The sequence below is a fragment of the Pseudorhodoferax sp. Leaf265 genome, assembly GCF_001422365.1.
GTDB lineage: Bacteria > Pseudomonadota > Gammaproteobacteria > Burkholderiales > Burkholderiaceae_C > Pseudorhodoferax.
Map to the genome: position 1 here is coordinate 334,894 of NZ_LMMT01000001.1, position 18,053 is coordinate 352,946.

Sequence of the window (18,053 nt, forward strand, 5' to 3'; positions counted from 1 at the left end):
GTGAATACACCTGGTTTTGTGGCTAAACAAAAAGATATCAGACTTTTTATGTATGCAATTATATGCAAATCACTAGGTATGCAGGGCTAGTCAACTTGGCTGATTGCGGAGCCAGCGATCCAGTCGCTCAGCCCCTTGCACCAATCGATGGCGGTCGCGGGATGCAAAGCACCAGCGCAGCCAACCCTGGGCCTGCGGCGCAAAGGCGGAACCTGGCGCCAGGCCCAGGCCGGCCTCCCGCACCAGGCGCTTGGCCACGGCCAGGGAGTCGTCGGCACCTGCCAGGCTGAAGAAGGCGTACATCCCACCCTGCGCTGCCGATACACGCACTTGCGGCATGGCGGCCAGCAGCGGCACCAGCGTGTCGCGGCACTGGCGCAGGTGCGCCACCACGCGCGGCGTGACCTCGTTGCGGCCTGCCAGCGCCGCCAGGGCCGCGCGCTGCGTGAACACACTGGCACAGGACGTGTTGAACTCGATCAGCTTGCCCATCGCCTGCGTCAGCGTGGCGGGCATGACCAGCCAGCCCAGCCGCCAGCCCGTCATCAAGAAGCTCTTGGAGAAGCTGTGCACCACCACCAGCCGGTCTTGCGGCTGCGCCTGGTCGAGGAAGCTCGGCGCGCAGCCCTGCGGTGACGGCGCGTAGTAAAGGCGCTCGTAGACCTCGTCGGCCAGGATCCAGGTGCCGGTGCGGCGGCAATGCGTGAGCAATGCAGCCTGCTCTTGGGCGCTCAGCGTCCAGCCCGTGGGGTTGTTCGGGGCATTGACGATCAGCAGCCGGGTGGTCGGCGTGATGGCAGCCAGCAGCGCGTCCAGATCCAGCGTCCATCGGCCATCCACGGGCCGCAACGGCACGCAGCGCAGGCGCGCGCCCAGGATGACGGGCTGAGCCGTCAGATTGGGCCACACGGGCGTCACGGCGACCACCTCGTCGCCTGGATCGACCAGGCATTGGACGGCCAGCATCAAGGCATTGACGCCGCCCGAAGTGACGGCGATGCGGTCCGCCGCCACCGGTCCGTGCAGCTCCGACATGTAGCCGGCGATGGCCTCGCGCAACTCGGGCAGGCCCAGGTTGTGGGCGTAGAAGGTCTCGCCCCGCTGCAGCGATGCGATGGCGGCTTCGCGGATGAACGCGGGCGTGACCTCGTCGCTCTCGCCGAACCAGAACGGCAGCACGTCGTCGCGGCCGATGCCGGCATTGGCCACCTCGCGGATCTGCGATTCGGCGAGGTCTTGGATGGCTTTTCTCATCGGATTGGGCAATGGTTCACGCAGCGGGCCATGGTAGCGAGCGCAGGGCTGGAAGACACTGCGCAGGCCCTGGGAGAAACCATCATGCACATGTCCATCCCGCTGTCCGCGGCCTGCCTGGCGCTGGGCCTGTTGACCACCCTGCCGACCGCGGCCGCCAAGGCCGAGAACGGCGCGACATCGAAGAGGAAGGCGGCAGCGCCCAAGTTCATCCCCAACAGCACGCAAGAGAGTGCCCGCGAACGCGAACGCCGGCTGCTGCGCGAATGCAAGGGCCGGCCCAACGCCGGCGCCTGCGCCGGCTACACCAGCTGAGCTTCAAGCCGCCGGCCGCGCCATCTGGCAGCTGGTCGGCATCTCGGCGCGACCCGCCGCCACCTGCTTGATCACGCGGAAGCCGTAGCCCGAGCCCTCCACGTCGAACTTGACGCCCGGCACCCCCTGGCGGTCCATCACACCCACGACCAGGGTCTGCTGGAACTGGTGGTCGGATGCCCGCATGCGGCCGGTCTGCCCGTGCAGAGTCACGTTGGCCAGCTCCAGCGCCACGCCCACCTTCGCAGCATCCAGGCTGTCCGCCTTTTCGATGGCCTGGGCCAGGGCCTCGACCATGAGCTGCATGCGCATGTGGACATAGTCGTCCGCCGGCTTGGGATAGCGCTGGCGGAAGGCCTGGTAGAAGGCCTCACTCTGGGCGCCTGGCAGGTTCGGCAGCCAGTCAGCCACCGCGATGACCTTGCCGATGCCCGCATCGCCGAGCGCCGCCGGCGCGCCCAGCGCATTGCCGTAGAAGGTGTAGAACTTGCCGTCGAAACCGGATTCGCGCGCGGCCTTGACAAGGAGCGTCAGGTCGTTGCCCCAGTTGCCCGTGATGACAGCGCCAGCGCCGCTGGCCTTGATCTTGGCGGCGTAAGGCAGGAAGTCCTTCACGCGGCCCATGGGATGCAGTTCGTCGCCGACGATGGCCAAGTCGGGCCGCTGCGCCTGCAGCTGCCGCCGCGCCTCGCGCAGCACGGCCTGACCGAAGCTGTAGTCCTGACCGATCAGGTAGGCGCTCTTGACCGCCTCGTCCTCGCGCAACACCTCCATGAGCGCGGCCATGCGCATGTCGGCATGGGCATCGAAGCGGAAGTGCCAGAAGCTGCAGCGCTCGTTGGTCAGGATGGGGTCGACGGCCGAGTAGTTCAGGTACAGCGCGCGGCGCTTGGGCTCGCGCTCGTTGTGCTTGTTCAGTGCATCGAGCAGGGCCGCTGCCGTTGCGGACGAGTTGCCCTGGGCCACGAAACCCACGCCGTCATCGATGGCCGAGCGCAGTGCGCTCAGTGCCTCCTCGGTCTGGCCCTTGCTGTCGTAGCGCGTGATGGCCAGCGGACGCGCGCCGCCGGACAGCCGGAGGCCACCGCGCGCGTTCACGCGCTCGGCCGCCCACACGAGGTTACGGAACACCGCCTCGCCGGTGTTGGCGAAGGGGCCGCTCAAAGTCTCGATCATGGCCAGGCGGACCGGCGCCGGCTGTGCGGCCACGAACGGAAAGGCCGTCACAGATAGCGCTGCCGCAGCGCTTTTCAAGACCCGTCTACGCGGTACGTGCATTCAAAAAATCCTCTTGAAAATCAAAGCGCTGGACGCAGATTGGATGCATGCGGCGCTCACGGTGAGAGCCGCGGAGTGTAAAGAGACCAGGAGTTCCCCATGTTCTTCGCCCCCGTCATCCGTCAGGCCAACTACAGCCCCGCCCTGCGCTCGCTGGACCGCAGCTTCGAGCGCTTCTTCAACGACGTCGCCTACGTGCGCCAGAGCGGCACCAAGGGCCACAGCCTGAGCCAGGACGACACCAGCTGGACGCTGTCGGTCGACCTGCCCGGCGTGGCCAAGGACCAGCTCAACATCGGCATCGAAGGCGCCGTGGTGCGCATCGAGAGCACCGAGGCAGCCAGCCGCAAGGTCAAGGCCGCCTACGAGCTGCCGCTGGAGATCGATGCCACCGCGAGCACGGCCACGCTGGAAAACGGTGTGCTGACGCTCAAGCTGGCCAAGAAGCTGCCGCAGAGCAACGTGACCCCGCTGTCCATCCAGTAAACCGCTCCGCGCTCCGCACCGCCCGGCGCCGTCTGCTTTTCAGATGGCGTCGAGCGGCCAGCGCGGCTTCACGTCGAAGGCATAGCGCCTGTCGGCCTGTTGCACGCCCGCCTGCATCCGCATGGCAGCGGCCATGGCGATCATGGCGCCGTTGTCGGTGCACAGCGCCAGCTCCGGGTAATGCACCCGCACCCTCCTCTTCGCGCATGCGGCATTGAGCTGCGCACGCAGTTCCCGGTTCGCGCCCACCCCGCCCGCCACGACCAGGCGCTGTAGCCCGCTCTCCTTGAGCGCGGCCATCGACTTGCGCACCAGCACGTCGACGATGGCCGCCTGGGTGGAGGCCGCCAGGTCGGCGCTGCGCGCAGGAAGCGTGTCACCCAGCTTCTTGGCCTGGGTTAGCACAGCCGTCTTCAAACCCGCGAACGAAAAATCCAGGTCGCCGCTGTGCAGCAGCGGCCGCGGCAGCACGAAGGCCTTGGCATCGCCCTGCTCGGCCAGGCGCGCCAGTGCCGGCCCGCCCGGATAGCCCAGGCCCAACAGCTTGGCCGACTTGTCGAAGGCTTCGCCGGCCGCGTCGTCGATGGTCTCGCCCAGCATGGCGTAGCGGCCCACGCCGTCCACGCGCATGAGCTGCGTGTGCCCGCCGGACACCAGGAGCACCACGAACGGAAACTCCGGCGGATCGGCGCTCATGAAGGGCGACAGCAGATGTCCCTCCAGGTGGTGCACCCCCAGCACGGGCTTGTCCAGCGCCGCACCCAACGCGCAGGCCACGCCCGCGCCCACCAGCAGCGCCCCGGCCAGGCCCGGGCCGCGCGTGTAGGCCACGACATCGACCTCTGCGACACTGCGGCCCGCCTCGCGCAACACGGTCTCGGCCAGCGGCAGCGCACGGCGGATGTGGTCGCGGCTGGCCAGTTCGGGCACCACACCGCCATAGTCGGCGTGCATGCGCACCTGGCTGTGCAGCGCATGCGCCAGCAGCCGGGGCAGTTGCGTGCCGCCAGACTGCACCAGCGCCACACCCGTTTCGTCGCAGGAAGACTCGAATCCCAATACCAGCATGGGGCGCGAGTGTAGTGAGCCCGCAGGCACGGCACGGTTGTTGCTCGGAATTCCATGGCCCCTACGATGAAATCTGGACTGCATTTTTTGATCGCCGCGCGCGAATGCGAGATCGGCGACCTCGAACAGCTCGCCCTCACCGGCGCGCTGGTGGGTGTGATCGGCCAGCTGGTGCACGCGCTGCAGCGCGAGCGCGGGCTGTCCAACCTTCTCCTCGCTTCCCGCGGCACCCGCTTCGCACAGGCGCGCGAAGACCAGCTGCGCCAATGCGATGCCGCCGCCGGACAACTGCGCCGGCATTTCGACGCGATGGACACGCAGGGCACGGCGGCGCGCAATGGTGCACGGCTGTTCGGCCGCATCGCCACGGTGCTGCAGGCGCTGGACGGATTGCCCGCACTGCGCGAGGACATCGCGGCACTGGCGGTCACGCCGCAAGCGGCCACGGCCGCCTTCGTGCGGCTCGTGGCCGGCTTGCTGCAGGTGGTGTTCGAGGCTGCCGACAGCGCCACCGACCCGCAGATCTCGCGCGCGCTCGTGGCCTTGTTCAACTTCATGCAGGGCAAGGAATTCGCCGGCCAGGAACGTGCCTTCGGCGGCGCCTGCTTCGCCGAAGGCCAGATGGAGAGCGGCCGCGCCCAGCAATGGCTGGAGCTCATCGAATCGCAGGAGCGGTGCTTTCGCATCGCGCTCGACTTCTCCGACACGGCCGTGCAGGCCGCTTGGCGCACGGCCGTGGACACGCGCACCCAGGCCGAACTCGAACGGCTGCGTCGCATCGGCTGCACGCCACGCGCCGACGGCCTGCTCGACCCGGAGCTGGCCCAAGGCTGGTACGACTGCTGCACCCTGCGCATCGACGCGATGCGGGGCGTCGAGGAACTGTTGGCGGCCCAGTTGCCGCAGCTGTGCGCCTCGCGCATCGCCAAGGCGCGCGACGAACTGCGCAACCACGAGGCGATCCGCGACGCGCTGGTGCACGCGGCCGGGAGCGCCGATGCGGGCGAGCCGGCACCCAACTACGGCCCGCACCTGGAACGCTCCATCCTCGACCTGGTGCAGGACCAGGCACGCCGGCTGCAGCAGATGGCCGACGAACTGGACACCGTACGCGCCTCGCTCAACGAGCGCAAGATCATCGAACGCGCCAAGGGCCTCCTGATGGCCACACGCAAGCTCAGCGAGGCCGACGCGCACAAGATGCTGCGCCAGACCGCGATGAACCAGAACCGCAAGCTGCTGGACGTGGCGCAGTCGGTGCTGGCGCTGTCCGACTACCTCTGAGCATCGCGTGCTGCGGCGCACAAGTCTTGTGCCCCGTGCGCGCCGCGCACCATCTTTGCGCATGGCGCCGGGCCGGCCTGGCGTCGGTCCAATTTGCACAAGTTGTTGATTCGTATGGAAGACATGTGCTGAGCAGCAACGCAGGCCAGGCTGGCACGCGACCTGCATAGCACCAGCAAACCCCGGCCAAAGGCGGCCAGGGTTCCAGGCTTCAGGGCCAAAGGACAACGGCGTCCATTTCTTTACCGCGATCGTTCGCGGTCAGGAAATGGGCGCCGTTTTGTTTTTCAGCTTCCCTTCTCTTCGATCCCAGGAGTTCGCATGACCCCACACGCTCCCTCCCGCCCGGCACCGGCACGGCGCGACTTCATCCGCAAAGCCGGCGCCGTCGCGACCACCGCCCTGCTGGGCGACCTGGTCACGCGCGGTGCCTGGGCCGCCGGCTCCGATGCGCCGGAGAAGAAGGAAGTGAAGATCGGCTTCATCCCGCTGACCGACTGCGCCAGCGTGGTCATGGCCTCGGTGCTGGGCATCGACCAGAAGTACGGCGTCAAGATCATCCCGAGCAAGGAAGCCAGCTGGCCCGGCGTGCGCGACAAGCTGGTCAACGGCGAGCTCGACATGGCCCATGTGCTGTGGGGCCTGGTCTACGGCGTGCACCTGGGGGTCTCGGGCCCCAAGAAGGATATGGCCGTGCTCATGAACCTGAACCACAACGGCCAGGCCATCACGCTGTCCAAAAAGCTGGCCGACAAGGGCGCGGTGGACGCAGGCACGCTGGCCCAGCTGATGGCCAAGGAGAAGCGCGAGTACACCTTCGCCCAGACCTTCCCGACCGGCACGCATGCGATGTGGCTGTACTACTGGCTGGCCTCCGCGGGCATCAACCCGATGAAGGACAGCAAGATCACCACCGTGCCACCGCCACAGATGGTGGCCAACATGCGCATCGGCAACATGGATGGCTACTGCGTGGGCGAGCCCTGGGGCCACCGCGCCGTGGCCGACGGCATCGGCATCACGGCCGTGACCACGCAGGACATCTGGAAGGACCACCCCGAAAAAGCCCTCGGCACCACCGGCGAGTTCGCGCAGAAGAACCCCAACACCTGCCGCGCCGTGGTCGCCGCCATCCTGGAGGCCAGCAAGTGGATCGACGCCAGCCTGTCCAACAAGATGAAGATGGCCGAGACCGTGGCCGACAAGGCCTACGTCAACACCAGCGTGGACGTGATCAACCAGCGCATCCTGGGCCGCTACCAGAACGGCCTGGGCAAGACCTGGGACGACCCGAACTACATGAAGTTCTACAACGACGGCCTGGTCGGCATGCCCTACCTGTCCGACGGCATGTGGTTCCTGACCCAGCACAAGCGCTGGGGCCTGCTCAAGGAGCACCCGGACTACCTGGCCGTGGCCAAGCAGATCAACAAGATCGATCTGTACAAGGACGCCGCCACGGCCGCCAAGGCCAGCATTCCCAAGGACGTGATGCGCACCAGCAAGCTGCTGGATGGCGTGGTCTGGGACGGCAAGGATCCCGCCAAGTACGCCGACGGTTTCAAGGTCAAGGCCTGAGGAGCACACCCATGGTTTCCGCAGTCTTCCATTCCCCGGTCGAGGCCGCGCTGCCCGACACCCCGGCACGCGACCTCAAGGCCGTGCCCAGGGCCGCCGCCAACGACGCGCCCCCGGCTGTCGCCCCCGCCCCCCTGCGCAAGCCGCCCTTCGACTGGCGCGGCCTGTGGCTGCGCGTGCTGCCGCCGCTGGCCGGACTGGGTCTGCTGGTCGTGCTGTGGGAGATCGTGTCGGTCGCCACGGCCGGCAGCATCCCGACGCCGCGCGACACCTGGGCGCAGGCCGTGGACGTGTTCAGCGACCCGTTCTACAGCAAGGGCCCGAACGACCAGGGCGTGGGCTGGAACGTACTGTCCTCGCTGCAGCGCGTGGCGCTGGGCTTCGGCCTGGCGGCGCTGGTCGGCATCCCGGCGGGCTTTGCGATCGGGCGCTTCACTTTCCTGTCGCGCATGTTCAACCCGCTGATCAGCCTGCTGCGCCCAGTGTCGCCACTGGCCTGGCTGCCGATCGGCCTGCTGGTGTTCAAGGGCGCGAACCCGGCCGCGATCTGGACCATCTTCATCTGCTCGATCTGGCCCATGGTCATCAACACCGCGGTGGGCGTGCAGCGCGTGCCGCAGGACTACATGAACGTGGCCCGCGTGCTGAACCTCTCCGAATGGAAGATCGTCACCAAGATCCTGTTCCCCGCCGTGCTGCCCTACATGCTGACCGGTGTGCGCCTCGCGGTGGGCACGGCCTGGCTCGTGATCGTGGCGGCCGAGATGCTGACCGGGGGCGTGGGCATCGGCTTCTGGGTCTGGGACGAGTGGAACAACCTGAACGTCAAGAACATCATCATCGCCATCTTCGTGATCGGCATCGTCGGCCTGCTGCTCGAGCTTGCGCTCGTCAAGCTGGCTTCGGCATTCACTTTCGAAGAGGTGCGGTCATGAGCGACGACAAGTTCATCGAGATCCAGGGCGTCGAGCAGGCCTTCAGCACACCGCGCGGGCGATTCCTCGCACTGCAGGGCATCAACCTCACGGTGGCCAAGGGCGAGTTCGTCGCGCTGATCGGCCACTCGGGCTGTGGCAAGTCCACGCTGCTGAACCTGATCGCCGGCCTCACGCGGCCGACGCAGGGCACGCTGCTGTGCGCCAACAAGGAGGTCGCAGGCCCGGGCCCCGAGCGCGCCGTGGTGTTCCAGAACCATTCGCTGCTACCCTGGCTCACCTGCTTCGAGAACATCCACCTGGGCGTGGAGCGCGTGTTCGGCGCCAAGGAGACCAAGGCGCAGCTCAAGGAGCGCACCGAGGCGGCGCTGGCCCTGGTCGGCCTCACCCCCGCCACGCACAAGCGCCCGGGCGAGATCTCCGGCGGCATGAAGCAGCGCGTGGGCATCGCGCGCGCGCTGGCCATGGAGCCCAAGGTGCTGCTCATGGACGAGCCCTTCGGTGCACTGGACGCGCTCACGCGCGCCAAGCTGCAGGACGAACTGCTGACCATCGTGCAGAAGACGCAGAGTACGGTGGTGATGGTCACCCACGACGTGGACGAGGCCGTGTTGCTCTCGGACAAGATCGTGATGCTGACCAACGGCCCTGCCGCCACCATCGGCGAGGTGCTCGCCGTGGCCTTGCCGCGCCCACGCAACCGCGTGGAGCTGGCGGAAGACCGCGACTACGTGATGTACCGCAAGGCGGTGATCGACTTCCTCTACACGCGCCAGGGTCACGTGGAGAAGGCCGCCTGAGCAAGGCAGCGCCGCGAAGTGAAGCCATGCAGAAGATGAAACTCGTGATGGTGGGCAACGGCATGGCCGGCGTGCGCACGCTGGAGGAGTTGCTCAGGATGGCACCGGGCCTGTACGACATCACGGTCTTCGGTGCCGAGCCGTACCCCAACTACAACCGCATCATGCTGTCGCCGGTGCTGGCCGGCGAGCAGACCATCGCGCAGATCGTGTTGAACCCCTGGGAGTGGTACAGCGCCAACGGCATCACGCTGCACGCGGGCAAAAAGGTGGTGGAGGTCGACCGACGACGGCGCACCGTGCGCGCCGAGGACGGCACCGAGGCCGCCTACGACCGACTGCTGCTGGCGACGGGCTCCAACCCCTTCATGTTGCCGTTGCCGGGCAAGGATCTGGAAGGCGTGATCGCCTACCGCGACATCGCCGACACGCAGACCATGATCGAGGCCACCACGACGCACCGGCATGCGGTGGTGATCGGCGGTGGCCTGCTGGGCCTGGAGGCGGCCAACGGCCTGGCCTTGCGCGGCATGCAGGTCAGCGTGGTGCACCATGGCGACTGGCTCATGGAGCGCCAGCTCGACAAGGTGGCCGGCGAACTGCTGCGCAGCGCGCTGGAGCAGCGTGGGCTGCAGTTCCTGCTCAACGCCCACACGGCCGCGCTGCTGGGCAACGCGGCCGGCCGCGTGCGCGCGGTGCGTTTCAAGGACGGCCACGAGGTGCCGGCCGACCTGGTCGTCATGGCCGTGGGCATCCGCCCCAACATCGCGCTGGCGCAGCGCATGCGGCTGCACTGCGAGCGTGCCATCGTCGTCAACGACACCCTGCAGACCGTGACCGATGCGCGCATCTATGCGGTGGGCGAGTGCGCGCAGCACCGCGGCATCGCCTACGGACTGGTAGCGCCGCTGTTCGAGCAGGGCAAGGTGGCGGCCAACCACCTGGCCCACCACGGCATCGGCCGCTACCAAGGCTCGCTGACCTCGACCAAGCTCAAGGTCACGGGCATCGACCTGTTCTCTGCCGGTAACTTCCAAGGCGGCGAGGGCACGGAGGAGATCGTCATGAGCGACGCCCTGGGCGGCGTCTACAAGAAGCTCGTGATCCAGGGCGACAAGCTGGTCGGCGCCTGCCTGTACGGCGACACGGTGGATGGCAACTGGTATGTCCGGCTACTGCGCGAAGGCCGCAGCGTCGCGGCGATCCGCGACCAGCTGATGTTCGGCGAGCCCGCCGCGACACCATGACCACCGAGACGCGCTCCACCTGCCCCTACTGCGGCGTCGGCTGCGGCGTGCTGATCGCCTCGGACGCGGGCCAGATCGTCGGTGTGCGCGGGGATCCACAGCACCCGGCCAACTTCGGCCGCCTGTGCACCAAGGGCTCCACGCTGCACCTGACGGCCAGCGCCGAGGTCACGCGCCAGACCCGTCTGCTGCAGCCCATGCAGCGCGCAGCGCGCGGCGCGGCGCCGCAGCCCCTCGCCTGGGACGCCGCCCTGGACAGCGCGGCCGCACGCTTCGCCCATGTGATCGCCGAAGACGGGCCGGATGCCGTGGGCTTCTACCTTTCGGGCCAGTTGCTGACCGAGGACTACTACGTCTTCAACAAGCTGGCCAAGGGCCTGATCGGCACCAACAACCTGGACACCAACTCGCGCCTGTGTATGAGCAGCGCGGTCGCCGGCTACAAACAGACCTTGGGCGCGGACGCGCCGCCGGCCTGCTACGACGACCTGAAGCACGCCGACTGCCTGTTCATCGTAGGCAGCAACACGGCCTGGGCCCACCCCATCCTGTTCCGCCGCATCGAGGACGCGAAGCGCGCGAACCCGGCCCTGCAGATCGTGGTGGTGGACCCGCGCCGCACCGACACCTGCGAGATCGCCGACCTGCATGTGGCGCTGCAGCCCGGCACCGACGTGATGCTGTTCCACGGCATGCTGCACCTGATGCTGCGCGAGGGCTGGACCCAGCCCGGCTACATCGCGGCCCACACCAGCGGCTTCGACGAACTCGCCGCCCTGGTGCGCGACTGCACGCCCGAGGCTGTGGCCCAGGTCTGCGGCATCACGCAGGGCGCGCTGGCGCAGGCCACGCGCCTGTTTGCGACCTCGCCGGCCACGCTGAGCCTGTACTGCATGGGCATGAACCAGTCGTCCAGCGGCACGGCCAAGAACGCGGCGCTGATCAACCTGCACCTGGCCACGGCCCAGATCGGCCGCCCCGGCGCGGGCCCGTTCTCGCTGACCGGCCAGCCGAACGCCATGGGCGGGCGCGAAGTCGGCGGCCTGTCCAACCTGCTGCCGGCGCACCGCGACATGGCCAATGCCGCGCACCGCGCCGAGGTGGCGGCGTTCTGGGGCGTGGACAGCATCCCGGCCCTGCCGGGCAAGAGCGCCATCGAGATGTTCCAGGCCGCGGCCGACGGCGAGATCCGCGCGCTGTGGATCGCCTGCACCAACCCGGCCCAGTCCATGCCCGACCAGGCCATGGTGCGCCGCGCGCTGGAGCGCGCCGAGTTCGTCGTGGTGCAGGAGGCCTTTGCTGGCACCGCCACCTGCGCCTTCGCCGACCTGCTGCTGCCAGCCACCACCTGGGGCGAGAAGGAAGGCACGGTCACCAACAGCGAGCGGCGCATCTCGCGCGTGCGGGCGGCCGTGCCGCCATCGGGCAAGGCGCGGCATGACTGGCACATCGCGGCCGATTTCGCGCGCCGGCTGGCCGGCCGGCTCGGGCGCGGCGTCGCGCTGTTCCCCTACCAGACGCCCGAGTCGGTCTGGAACGAGCACCGCGAGACCACGCGCGGCCGCGACCTGGACATCACCGGCATGGACTACGCGATGCTGGAGGCCGCGCCACAGCAGTGGCCGCTGCCAGCAGGGACCACGCAGGGCAGGCCGCGCCTGTACGAGGACGGCCGCTTCGCCACGGCCGACGGCCGCGCGCGCTTTGCCGCCGCGCCTTACCGGCCCGTGGCCGAGCCGCGCGACGGGCGCTACCCCTTTTCACTGAACACCGGCCGCCTGCGCGACCAATGGCATGGCATGAGCCGCACGGGCACGCTGGGCCGGCTGTTCGGCCATGTGCCCGAACCCGTGGTGCAGATGCACGCGCAGGACATGGTGCACCACCAGTTGGCCGATGGCGACCTGGTCTACGTGACCTCGCGGCGCGGCAGCATTGTGGTACCGGTGGCAGCCAGCGCCGACCTGGGTGCCGCGCAGGCCTTCATCGCCATGCACTGGGGGCCGGAGTACCTGGGCGGGCGCAGCAGCACCGGCACGGCCCTGGCCGGCGTGAACGCGCTGACCACGCCCCAGCACTGCCCCATCTCCAAGCAGCCCGAGCTCAAGCACACGCCAGTCAAGATTCTCAAGGCCGAGCTGCCCTGGTCGCTGCTGGCCATGGCCTGGCTGCCCGACGGCGAGGCATTGCGCGTGCGCGCGCAGCTGCGCACACTGGTCGAGGCCCTGCCCTTTGTGAGCTGCGTGCCGTTCGGCGCCGCAGGCACCGGCACGGGACGCACCGGCGTGCTGCTGCGCGCCGCTGCCCATGAAGCGCCGGACAGCAGCATGCTGGCGCAGATCGAGCAGCTGCTGGGCCTGTCGGGCCTGGACACCCTGCGCTACACCGATCCACGGCGCGGTCAGCGCCGTGCCGTGCGGCTGCAGCGCGACGGCGCAGCCGCCCACGTGGTGGGCGTGCTGCTGGCCGGCGACACGCGCGCCGAGGCCTGGATCCGTGCGCTGCTGCAGGACCAGTTGCCGGCGCAGGACTTCGGCCGCCAGCTGCTGTCATTCCAGGCCAAGGCGCCAGCCGGGGTCCAGTCGCGTGGCAAGCTCGTGTGCAGCTGCTTCGGCGTCAGCGAGTCGGCCATCCGCGACCAGCTCGCGCAATGCAGCGGCAGCGGCGAGCAACGCCTGGCGGCGCTGCAGGACGCGCTGCAGTGCGGCACCAACTGCGGCTCCTGCGTGCCCGAGCTCAAGCGCATGGTGCGTGCAACCGAAGTGGCGGCATGAACGCCCTACCTGGCGCCGATGGCATAAGCCGACTCACGATCCGGCATAAGCCCTGCGGGACAATCGCCCTACCCATGGGAAGCATTGCGCACTACATCAAGGAAATCGGCCGCGGCGCACGCGGCGCGAAGCCGCTCGCGCGCGAGCAGGCGGCGGATCTGTTCGGTCAGGTCCTGGACGGCGCGGTCACCGATCTGGAGATCGGCGCCTTCTGCCTGGCCATGCGCGTCAAGGGGGAGACCACCTCCGAGATGGCCGGCTTCCTGGACGCAACGCACGCCCGTGTCGCCAGGCTGCCGGCCAGCGACCGTCCGGTCGTCGTGCTGCCCAGCTACAACGGCGCGCGCAAGCTGCCGGTGCTGACACCGCTGCTGGCGCTGCTGCTCGCGCGCGAGGGCCTGCCGGTGCTGGTGCACGGCAGCGCCACCGAATCGAGCCGGGTGCTGGCCAGCGAGGTTCTGGCGCTGCTCGACCGGCCGGCCTGGGCCAGCATCCGCCAGATCGGCAATGGCGAGGTGGCGGTGGTCGACACCGAACTGCTGCACCCCGGCCTCAAGCGCCTGCTCGATGTGCGCCGCGTGGTCGGCCTGCGCAACGCTGGGCACAGCGTTGTCAAGCTCATGCAGCCGGTCGACGGCCCGGCCGTGGTGGTCGGCAGCTACACCCATCCGGCGTTCGCCACGGTCATGACCGAGCTGTTCGAACTGCTTGGCATGACGGCCCTGCTCTCGCGCGGCCTGGAAGGCGAGGTCGTCAGCGACCCGCGCCGCACACCGCAACTCGACGGCTTCGTGCAGGGCCGGCCCGTCCCCTTGCAGGCCCAGCAGCCCGGCACACAGGCCGAGGTGCCTGGCCTGCCGGCTTCGATCGCCGCAGCCGATACGGCCGAGTACACGCGCAGCGTGCTGGCCGGCCACCTTCCCGTGCCGCCGGCCATCGCCGCCCAAGTCGATCACATCCTCCAATTGACGTCCCACGCATGAACAAGACCACCACCCCACCGCTGGGCACCTGCACGCTGGTCGGCGCTGGCCCCGGCGACCCCGAACTGCTCACGCTCAAGGCCGTCAAGGCCATCCAGGTCGCGACCGTGCTGCTGGTCGACGACCTGGTCAACGACGAAGTGCTGGCCTGGGCCAGGCCGGATGCCCGCATCGTCCACGTGGGCAAGCGCGGCGGCTGCAAGAGCACGCCGCAGGCCTTTATCGAGAAGCTCATGGTCACGGCCGTGCGCGAAGGCGAGCACGTGGTGCGCCTCAAGGGCGGCGACCCCTTCATCTTCGGCCGCGGCGGCGAAGAGGTGGAGCACCTGCGCGCCGAAGGCATTGCCTGCCAGGTGATCAACGGCATCACGGCCGGTCTGGCGGCGGTGACCTCGCTGGGCGTGCCGCTCACGCACCGCGACCATGCACATGGGGTGGTGTTCATGACGGGCCATGCGAAACCAGGCCATGCGGCCATGGATTGGCGCCAGGTCGGTGCCAGTGCCCATGGCTTGGGCCTGACACTGGTCGTCTACATGGGGGTCGGCGCCGCCGAACAGATCGCCGACGGCCTGCTGCAAGCCATGCCGGCGGACACCCTCGTCGCCATCATCGAGAACGCGAGCCGCCCCGGACAACGTCACGCCACGACCAGGCTGGACCAGTTCGTCCGCACCCTGGTCGACGGTGAGCTCGGCAGCCCGGCGGTCATCGTCGTGGGCGACGTGCTGCGCGCCATGGCCTCGGCGAACTTCTCGGCCCAGACCGCGGCGTTGGCCGACAGCCATGAAGAACGCCGCCTGGGCTGAGATCCATTCGCGGTGCCAAGCGAGCCGGCAAGACACCAGATCAGACCCGGTCGTGCTGTCAGCCCGCCCGTTGCGTGCCGGTCGGTGCCGGAAAGCGCGCCATGTAGGCCTTGCGCATCAGGTGCGGAAGCAGCAGGTGCAAGGGCATGCGCATCCAGTGCGAGCGCACATAAAGCAGCCAACGGGCCAAACGCGCCGTCGGGCTGTCGCAACTTGGATGGTTGGGCCGCAACGCCTGCGCAAGCAGTGCCGCAACGAGCGACATGGCCGGCCCGCCGATCGGGCGCGCAGCCAATGCGGCAGCAGCCTCGGCGGGCAGCGGTAAGCCGAACAGGCGCTGCGCCTGGTGAAGCAAGTGGAACAGCGGCTCCTCCAAGCCCAGTTCCCGGGCACGGGCCAGCAACTCGGACCAGAATGCAGGTTCGCGGCCGAAATGCAAGAGCAGGTCGTGCAGGTCGAGCAGGTCACGCAGTCCATGGTCGAACTCGCTCTCCTGGTACAGGTGAACGGCGCTGTGCAGCACCATGTCCTCGGGACCAAGGACAAAAAGGCCGCTCGCGCCGACTGGCCGGACACGCTCGAACAAGCGCTCCGCATCGACCTTGAATCGCGACGTTGGCGGCGCAATCGTGTGGTGCAGATCGATGACGCTGCCGCGTTGCACATGCCGCAATGGCGGCACCTCGTGCATCCATTCGCGGTAATAGCGCTGGTTGTAGGCATCGCGCTCTTCGCTGATCCAGCCGCCTGCCAGCAACGCATCCTCCACCGCAGCGATCTGGCCACGCTCAACCATGATGTCGAGGTCGGAAAACATGCGCGCCCGTGCTGGAGGAAGTCCCGCGAAAAGATAAGCCGCACCCTTGAGCAGAACCACCGGCGTTGCCAGACCACGCAACGCGCGTCGCATGTGGGCCAGTTCGGCCAGCACTTCATGGCGCTGCCGCTCGACGATGTGCAGAGCGCCCCGAAGATAGTGCTGCTGCGGGGAAGGCAGCAAGGCGAGGCCACCGTCCCGGTCGTCGAAATGGCGGGCCAGTCGAGGCAGCAGCCGGGCACGTCGCGCCTGGCCGAGCAGTAGCTCCCAGTCTGCCGGCGAGAACTCGGACGGTCTGACCTGTGCCCCCCAGACGCCGCTCAACAGATCAGTCATCGCGGGGCTTCCGTGAGCGCAGCGTCGGCGAGCCGGTCGAACAAGGCCACCGCGTCGTCGAGCCGGCCGTAGCTGAACTGGTAGCAGTCGCTCGCCCCGACCAGCGCCGTCAACGCTTCGAAGCCCGTGAGCCCGAGCAACGTGTAGTTGAACGAATTGCTGCCGAGTTCGAGCACGCTGTGGCCGCGCGGGCGCTGCACGAGTTCGGCCGGCGCATCGGCCACGTATTTCGGAAAAATGACCCAGCGCGGCACGGCCGTCTCACCCATGCGGTCCAATGCCGACACCGGAATCTTCATGTGGGTGACCGAGCCTTTCGAGGTGCCATGTGTGGTGCGGCTGAAAACCGCACCAGGCACAAACGCACCAATCACCTCGATGGACTTGTTTTTCAAGCTGATCGGCCGCACGGCCGGTGTGATGGACGCGCCGTCCAGGCTCACGAGGGCAATCTCGTCGGACAGCAACCGCCAACCGCGGTGCACAAGGCCAGCACATAGCGTGCTCTTGCCCGATCCCGGCGGGGCCGCCAAGACGGCGGCAAAACCGTTGCGCTCAACGACCGCAGCGTGGAGCATCAGGTACTGATGGGCCCGGGTCGAGACACACCAGTTCATTGCCCATTCGAGTTGCGGATAGGCATGCGACTGCGGCAACGGCTCGAACGGATAAAAACCGTCTGTGCTGAAGCGGACTTGTGGGCGCCACCATCGATGGATCCCTGCGCCCGGCTCCATCACCAGGGAGAAATCGGCGAAGCTGGCTGGGTCGGCGAGTGGGTAGTCGGCATAGAGAACGCGCAGACCATCGGCAATCGGCGGCAGTGTCGATTTGATCCTGTACCCGAACGGCCCCGCGCGAACCACGAGGTCACCCTCTGCGAGCCGTTGCCGAAGCGAAGCATCCGTCAAACTCGCCAGGATCACGGGTTCTCCGCGCGCACGAGACCGAGACCGCTCAGAAATTCCAGACCTGTCACGATGCGCGGAGCCAGCATTTCGGAGGCGGGCCATTGCAGATCATCCCGCACCTGCGCTTCGAGTTCGGTCAGACTCAGCGCCCCCTCTTCCAGAGCCATCAGGCTGGCGGCCATCAAGGCGTCAGCGACCAAGGTCTGACCTGAGCTCTCATCAAAGATCACCCATTCATCCTGCCACTGCCGCCAATGCAGCACTGCCAATTCGTTCAGCTGCCAATGCGCCATCGAACGGCTATGGCCTCGTGGCGCAAAGGTCGGGCCTGCCGCATGCCCTCAAAGGTTTTCCAGGTAAGTCGTGAAGAAGCTGTAGGCGTTGTGATTGCCGTCCTGATAGAAGGCGAGCACCTCTGACGACGTGTAGGGGAATCCATAGGGCGCCAGTGCGCCCTGCTCCCCCGCCTTGGCGTTGAGATAAGCACAAAGCCAGTGGCGCTCAGCGGTGTTCGCGTAGCTCGACTGGCTCATCAACGCGAACAGCGTCAGTGACTGCAAATTGGGCGAAGCCAAAGACAACACGCTTGATACCTTCTGCGTGGAGTCCACCGGCCACGGACGCTTAGGTGTACCGTTTTTGTTGGACTGCCCCCACCACCCGGGACTCTTGCCACCTGCGGGAGCCGTCTCGGTGTCGGGACCAAACGAATGGGCAGCCGATTGCACACCGGACAATGTGCAAATGCCTTCCTTACCGCTTGTTCCAACGCACGTGTAGATGGTGGACTGTGACGTCGCCAATGCGCCAATCGGCGTCAACGCCGCCAAAGCAGTCGCACCGGCAGTAGTACCCCGAAGTAGAAGTCGGCGACGCGCCAAGGCTTCGCTCGACATCCGGCGAGTGCCAGACAACCGTCCGTCGCCCTGCTGCGAATCATCCTGATCTGGTGACAATTTATCCATATTTGAACCTCAACAGAAGCGACGGCCGTGGCGCATCAGACGTCGCCTCACATCTGAAGATCGGTCTTCCATCGCTGAGACAACCGCAAAGCAAAATCCGGGCCCCACCGCCCCATACCCATCTTTTTCTTTTCTAATCAATGGCTTAAAAAATCGATCACAGAAAAAACCAGACATTCTGTTTACAAGTGTAAGCTTCACCGACTAAGCCAG

Annotated in this window: 16 protein-coding genes and 1 pseudogene; 10 read left to right on the forward strand and 7 right to left on the reverse strand. The window is 67.5% G+C overall.

The features are described from left to right. Positions 1–90 precede the first annotated feature (90 nt). Positions 91–1,254 (reverse strand): pyridoxal phosphate-dependent aminotransferase, encoded by a 1,164-nt coding sequence (locus ASF45_RS01595; RefSeq protein ID WP_056655861.1) that lies wholly within the window; start codon positions 1,252–1,254, stop codon positions 91–93. Positions 1,255–1,338: 84 nt separating this feature from the next. Between ASF45_RS01595 and ASF45_RS01600 the strand changes: the two genes are divergently transcribed. Next, positions 1,339–1,569, forward strand: coding sequence for a hypothetical protein (locus tag ASF45_RS01600; RefSeq protein WP_056655864.1), 231 nt, complete (start codon positions 1,339–1,341; stop codon positions 1,567–1,569). Positions 1,570–1,572: 3 nt separating this feature from the next. Here the strand turns inward: ASF45_RS01600 and ASF45_RS01605 are convergent, their stop codons facing one another. Continuing rightward, positions 1,573–2,847 (reverse strand): branched-chain amino acid ABC transporter substrate-binding protein, encoded by a 1,275-nt coding sequence (locus tag ASF45_RS01605; RefSeq protein ID WP_056655867.1) that lies wholly within the window; start codon positions 2,845–2,847, stop codon positions 1,573–1,575. Between the two features lie 99 nt (positions 2,848–2,946). Here ASF45_RS01605 and ASF45_RS01610 point away from each other — a divergent pair, with 99 nt between their 5' ends. After that, positions 2,947–3,333, forward strand: a complete 387-nt coding sequence (locus tag ASF45_RS01610) for an Hsp20/alpha crystallin family protein (protein WP_056655870.1) — start codon at positions 2,947–2,949, stop codon at positions 3,331–3,333. Between the two features lie 39 nt (positions 3,334–3,372). On the opposite strand, the gene tsaD is transcribed toward ASF45_RS01610, so the two are convergent. Continuing rightward, the gene (gene tsaD / locus ASF45_RS01615) at positions 3,373–4,401 is read right to left on the reverse strand and encodes a tRNA (adenosine(37)-N6)-threonylcarbamoyltransferase complex transferase subunit TsaD (protein ID WP_056655872.1); all 1,029 of its coding nucleotides are present in this window, start codon (positions 4,399–4,401) and stop codon (positions 3,373–3,375) included. Positions 4,402–4,467: 66 nt separating this feature from the next. Between tsaD and ASF45_RS01620 the strand changes: the two genes are divergently transcribed. The 8 genes and pseudogenes from ASF45_RS01620 to cobA all read left to right on the forward strand — a co-directional run bounded on the left by ASF45_RS01620 (position 4,468) and on the right by cobA (position 14,811). Beyond that, entirely contained in the window at positions 4,468–5,685 is a 1,218-nt protein-coding gene (locus tag ASF45_RS01620; RefSeq protein WP_056655875.1) for a nitrate regulatory protein, read from the forward strand. A gap of 321 nt (positions 5,686–6,006) precedes the next feature. Next, the gene (locus tag ASF45_RS01625; protein WP_056655879.1) at positions 6,007–7,263 is read left to right on the forward strand and encodes a CmpA/NrtA family ABC transporter substrate-binding protein; all 1,257 of its coding nucleotides are present in this window, start codon (positions 6,007–6,009) and stop codon (positions 7,261–7,263) included. A gap of 11 nt (positions 7,264–7,274) precedes the next feature. Then, entirely contained in the window at positions 7,275–8,198 is a 924-nt protein-coding gene (ntrB, locus tag ASF45_RS01630; protein ID WP_056655882.1) for a nitrate ABC transporter permease, read from the forward strand. Beyond that, positions 8,195–8,998 carry an ABC transporter ATP-binding protein gene (locus tag ASF45_RS01635; RefSeq protein WP_056655885.1) on the forward strand — a complete coding sequence of 268 codons (804 nt, stop codon included), beginning with the start codon at positions 8,195–8,197 and terminating at the stop codon, positions 8,996–8,998. The genes ntrB and ASF45_RS01635 overlap by 4 nt, the downstream gene beginning before the upstream one ends. 26 nt (positions 8,999–9,024) lie before the next feature. After that, positions 9,025–10,227 (forward strand): annotated as a pseudogene (locus ASF45_RS01640) (NAD(P)/FAD-dependent oxidoreductase); the annotation flags it as partial. A gap of 14 nt (positions 10,228–10,241) precedes the next feature. Then, on the forward strand, positions 10,242–13,019 hold the full coding sequence (locus ASF45_RS01645; protein WP_056655890.1) for a nitrate reductase: 2,778 nt from the start codon (positions 10,242–10,244) through the stop codon (positions 13,017–13,019). A gap of 74 nt (positions 13,020–13,093) precedes the next feature. Further along, the gene (ybiB, locus tag ASF45_RS01650; RefSeq protein WP_056655894.1) at positions 13,094–14,002 is read left to right on the forward strand and encodes a DNA-binding protein YbiB; all 909 of its coding nucleotides are present in this window, start codon (positions 13,094–13,096) and stop codon (positions 14,000–14,002) included. Continuing rightward, positions 13,999–14,811 carry a uroporphyrinogen-III C-methyltransferase gene (cobA, locus tag ASF45_RS01655; RefSeq protein WP_056655897.1) on the forward strand — a complete coding sequence of 271 codons (813 nt, stop codon included), beginning with the start codon at positions 13,999–14,001 and terminating at the stop codon, positions 14,809–14,811. Before ybiB ends, cobA begins: the two co-directional genes overlap by 4 nt. 58 nt (positions 14,812–14,869) lie before the next feature. On the opposite strand, the gene ASF45_RS01660 is transcribed toward cobA, so the two are convergent. Genes ASF45_RS01660 through ASF45_RS34960 form a run of 4 tightly spaced genes read right to left on the reverse strand, consistent with a single transcriptional unit; the run spans position 14,870 to position 17,840 of the window. Further along, the gene (locus ASF45_RS01660; protein ID WP_063887558.1) at positions 14,870–15,964 is read right to left on the reverse strand and encodes a nucleotidyltransferase family protein; all 1,095 of its coding nucleotides are present in this window, start codon (positions 15,962–15,964) and stop codon (positions 14,870–14,872) included. Next, positions 15,961–16,890: an HprK-related kinase A gene (locus tag ASF45_RS01665; RefSeq protein WP_056655903.1), complete on the reverse strand. Its 930-nt coding sequence runs from the start codon at positions 16,888–16,890 to the stop codon at positions 15,961–15,963. The genes ASF45_RS01660 and ASF45_RS01665 overlap by 4 nt, the downstream gene beginning before the upstream one ends. After that, positions 16,887–17,168, reverse strand: coding sequence for a hypothetical protein (locus ASF45_RS34955; RefSeq protein WP_056655906.1), 282 nt, complete (start codon positions 17,166–17,168; stop codon positions 16,887–16,889). Before ASF45_RS34955 ends, ASF45_RS01665 begins: the two co-directional genes overlap by 4 nt. Before the next feature lie 48 nt (positions 17,169–17,216). Continuing rightward, complete coding sequence (locus ASF45_RS34960) at positions 17,217–17,840, reverse strand: hypothetical protein (protein ID WP_156472779.1); 624 nt, start codon at positions 17,838–17,840, stop codon at positions 17,217–17,219. Positions 17,841–18,053: the final 213 nt, after the last annotated feature.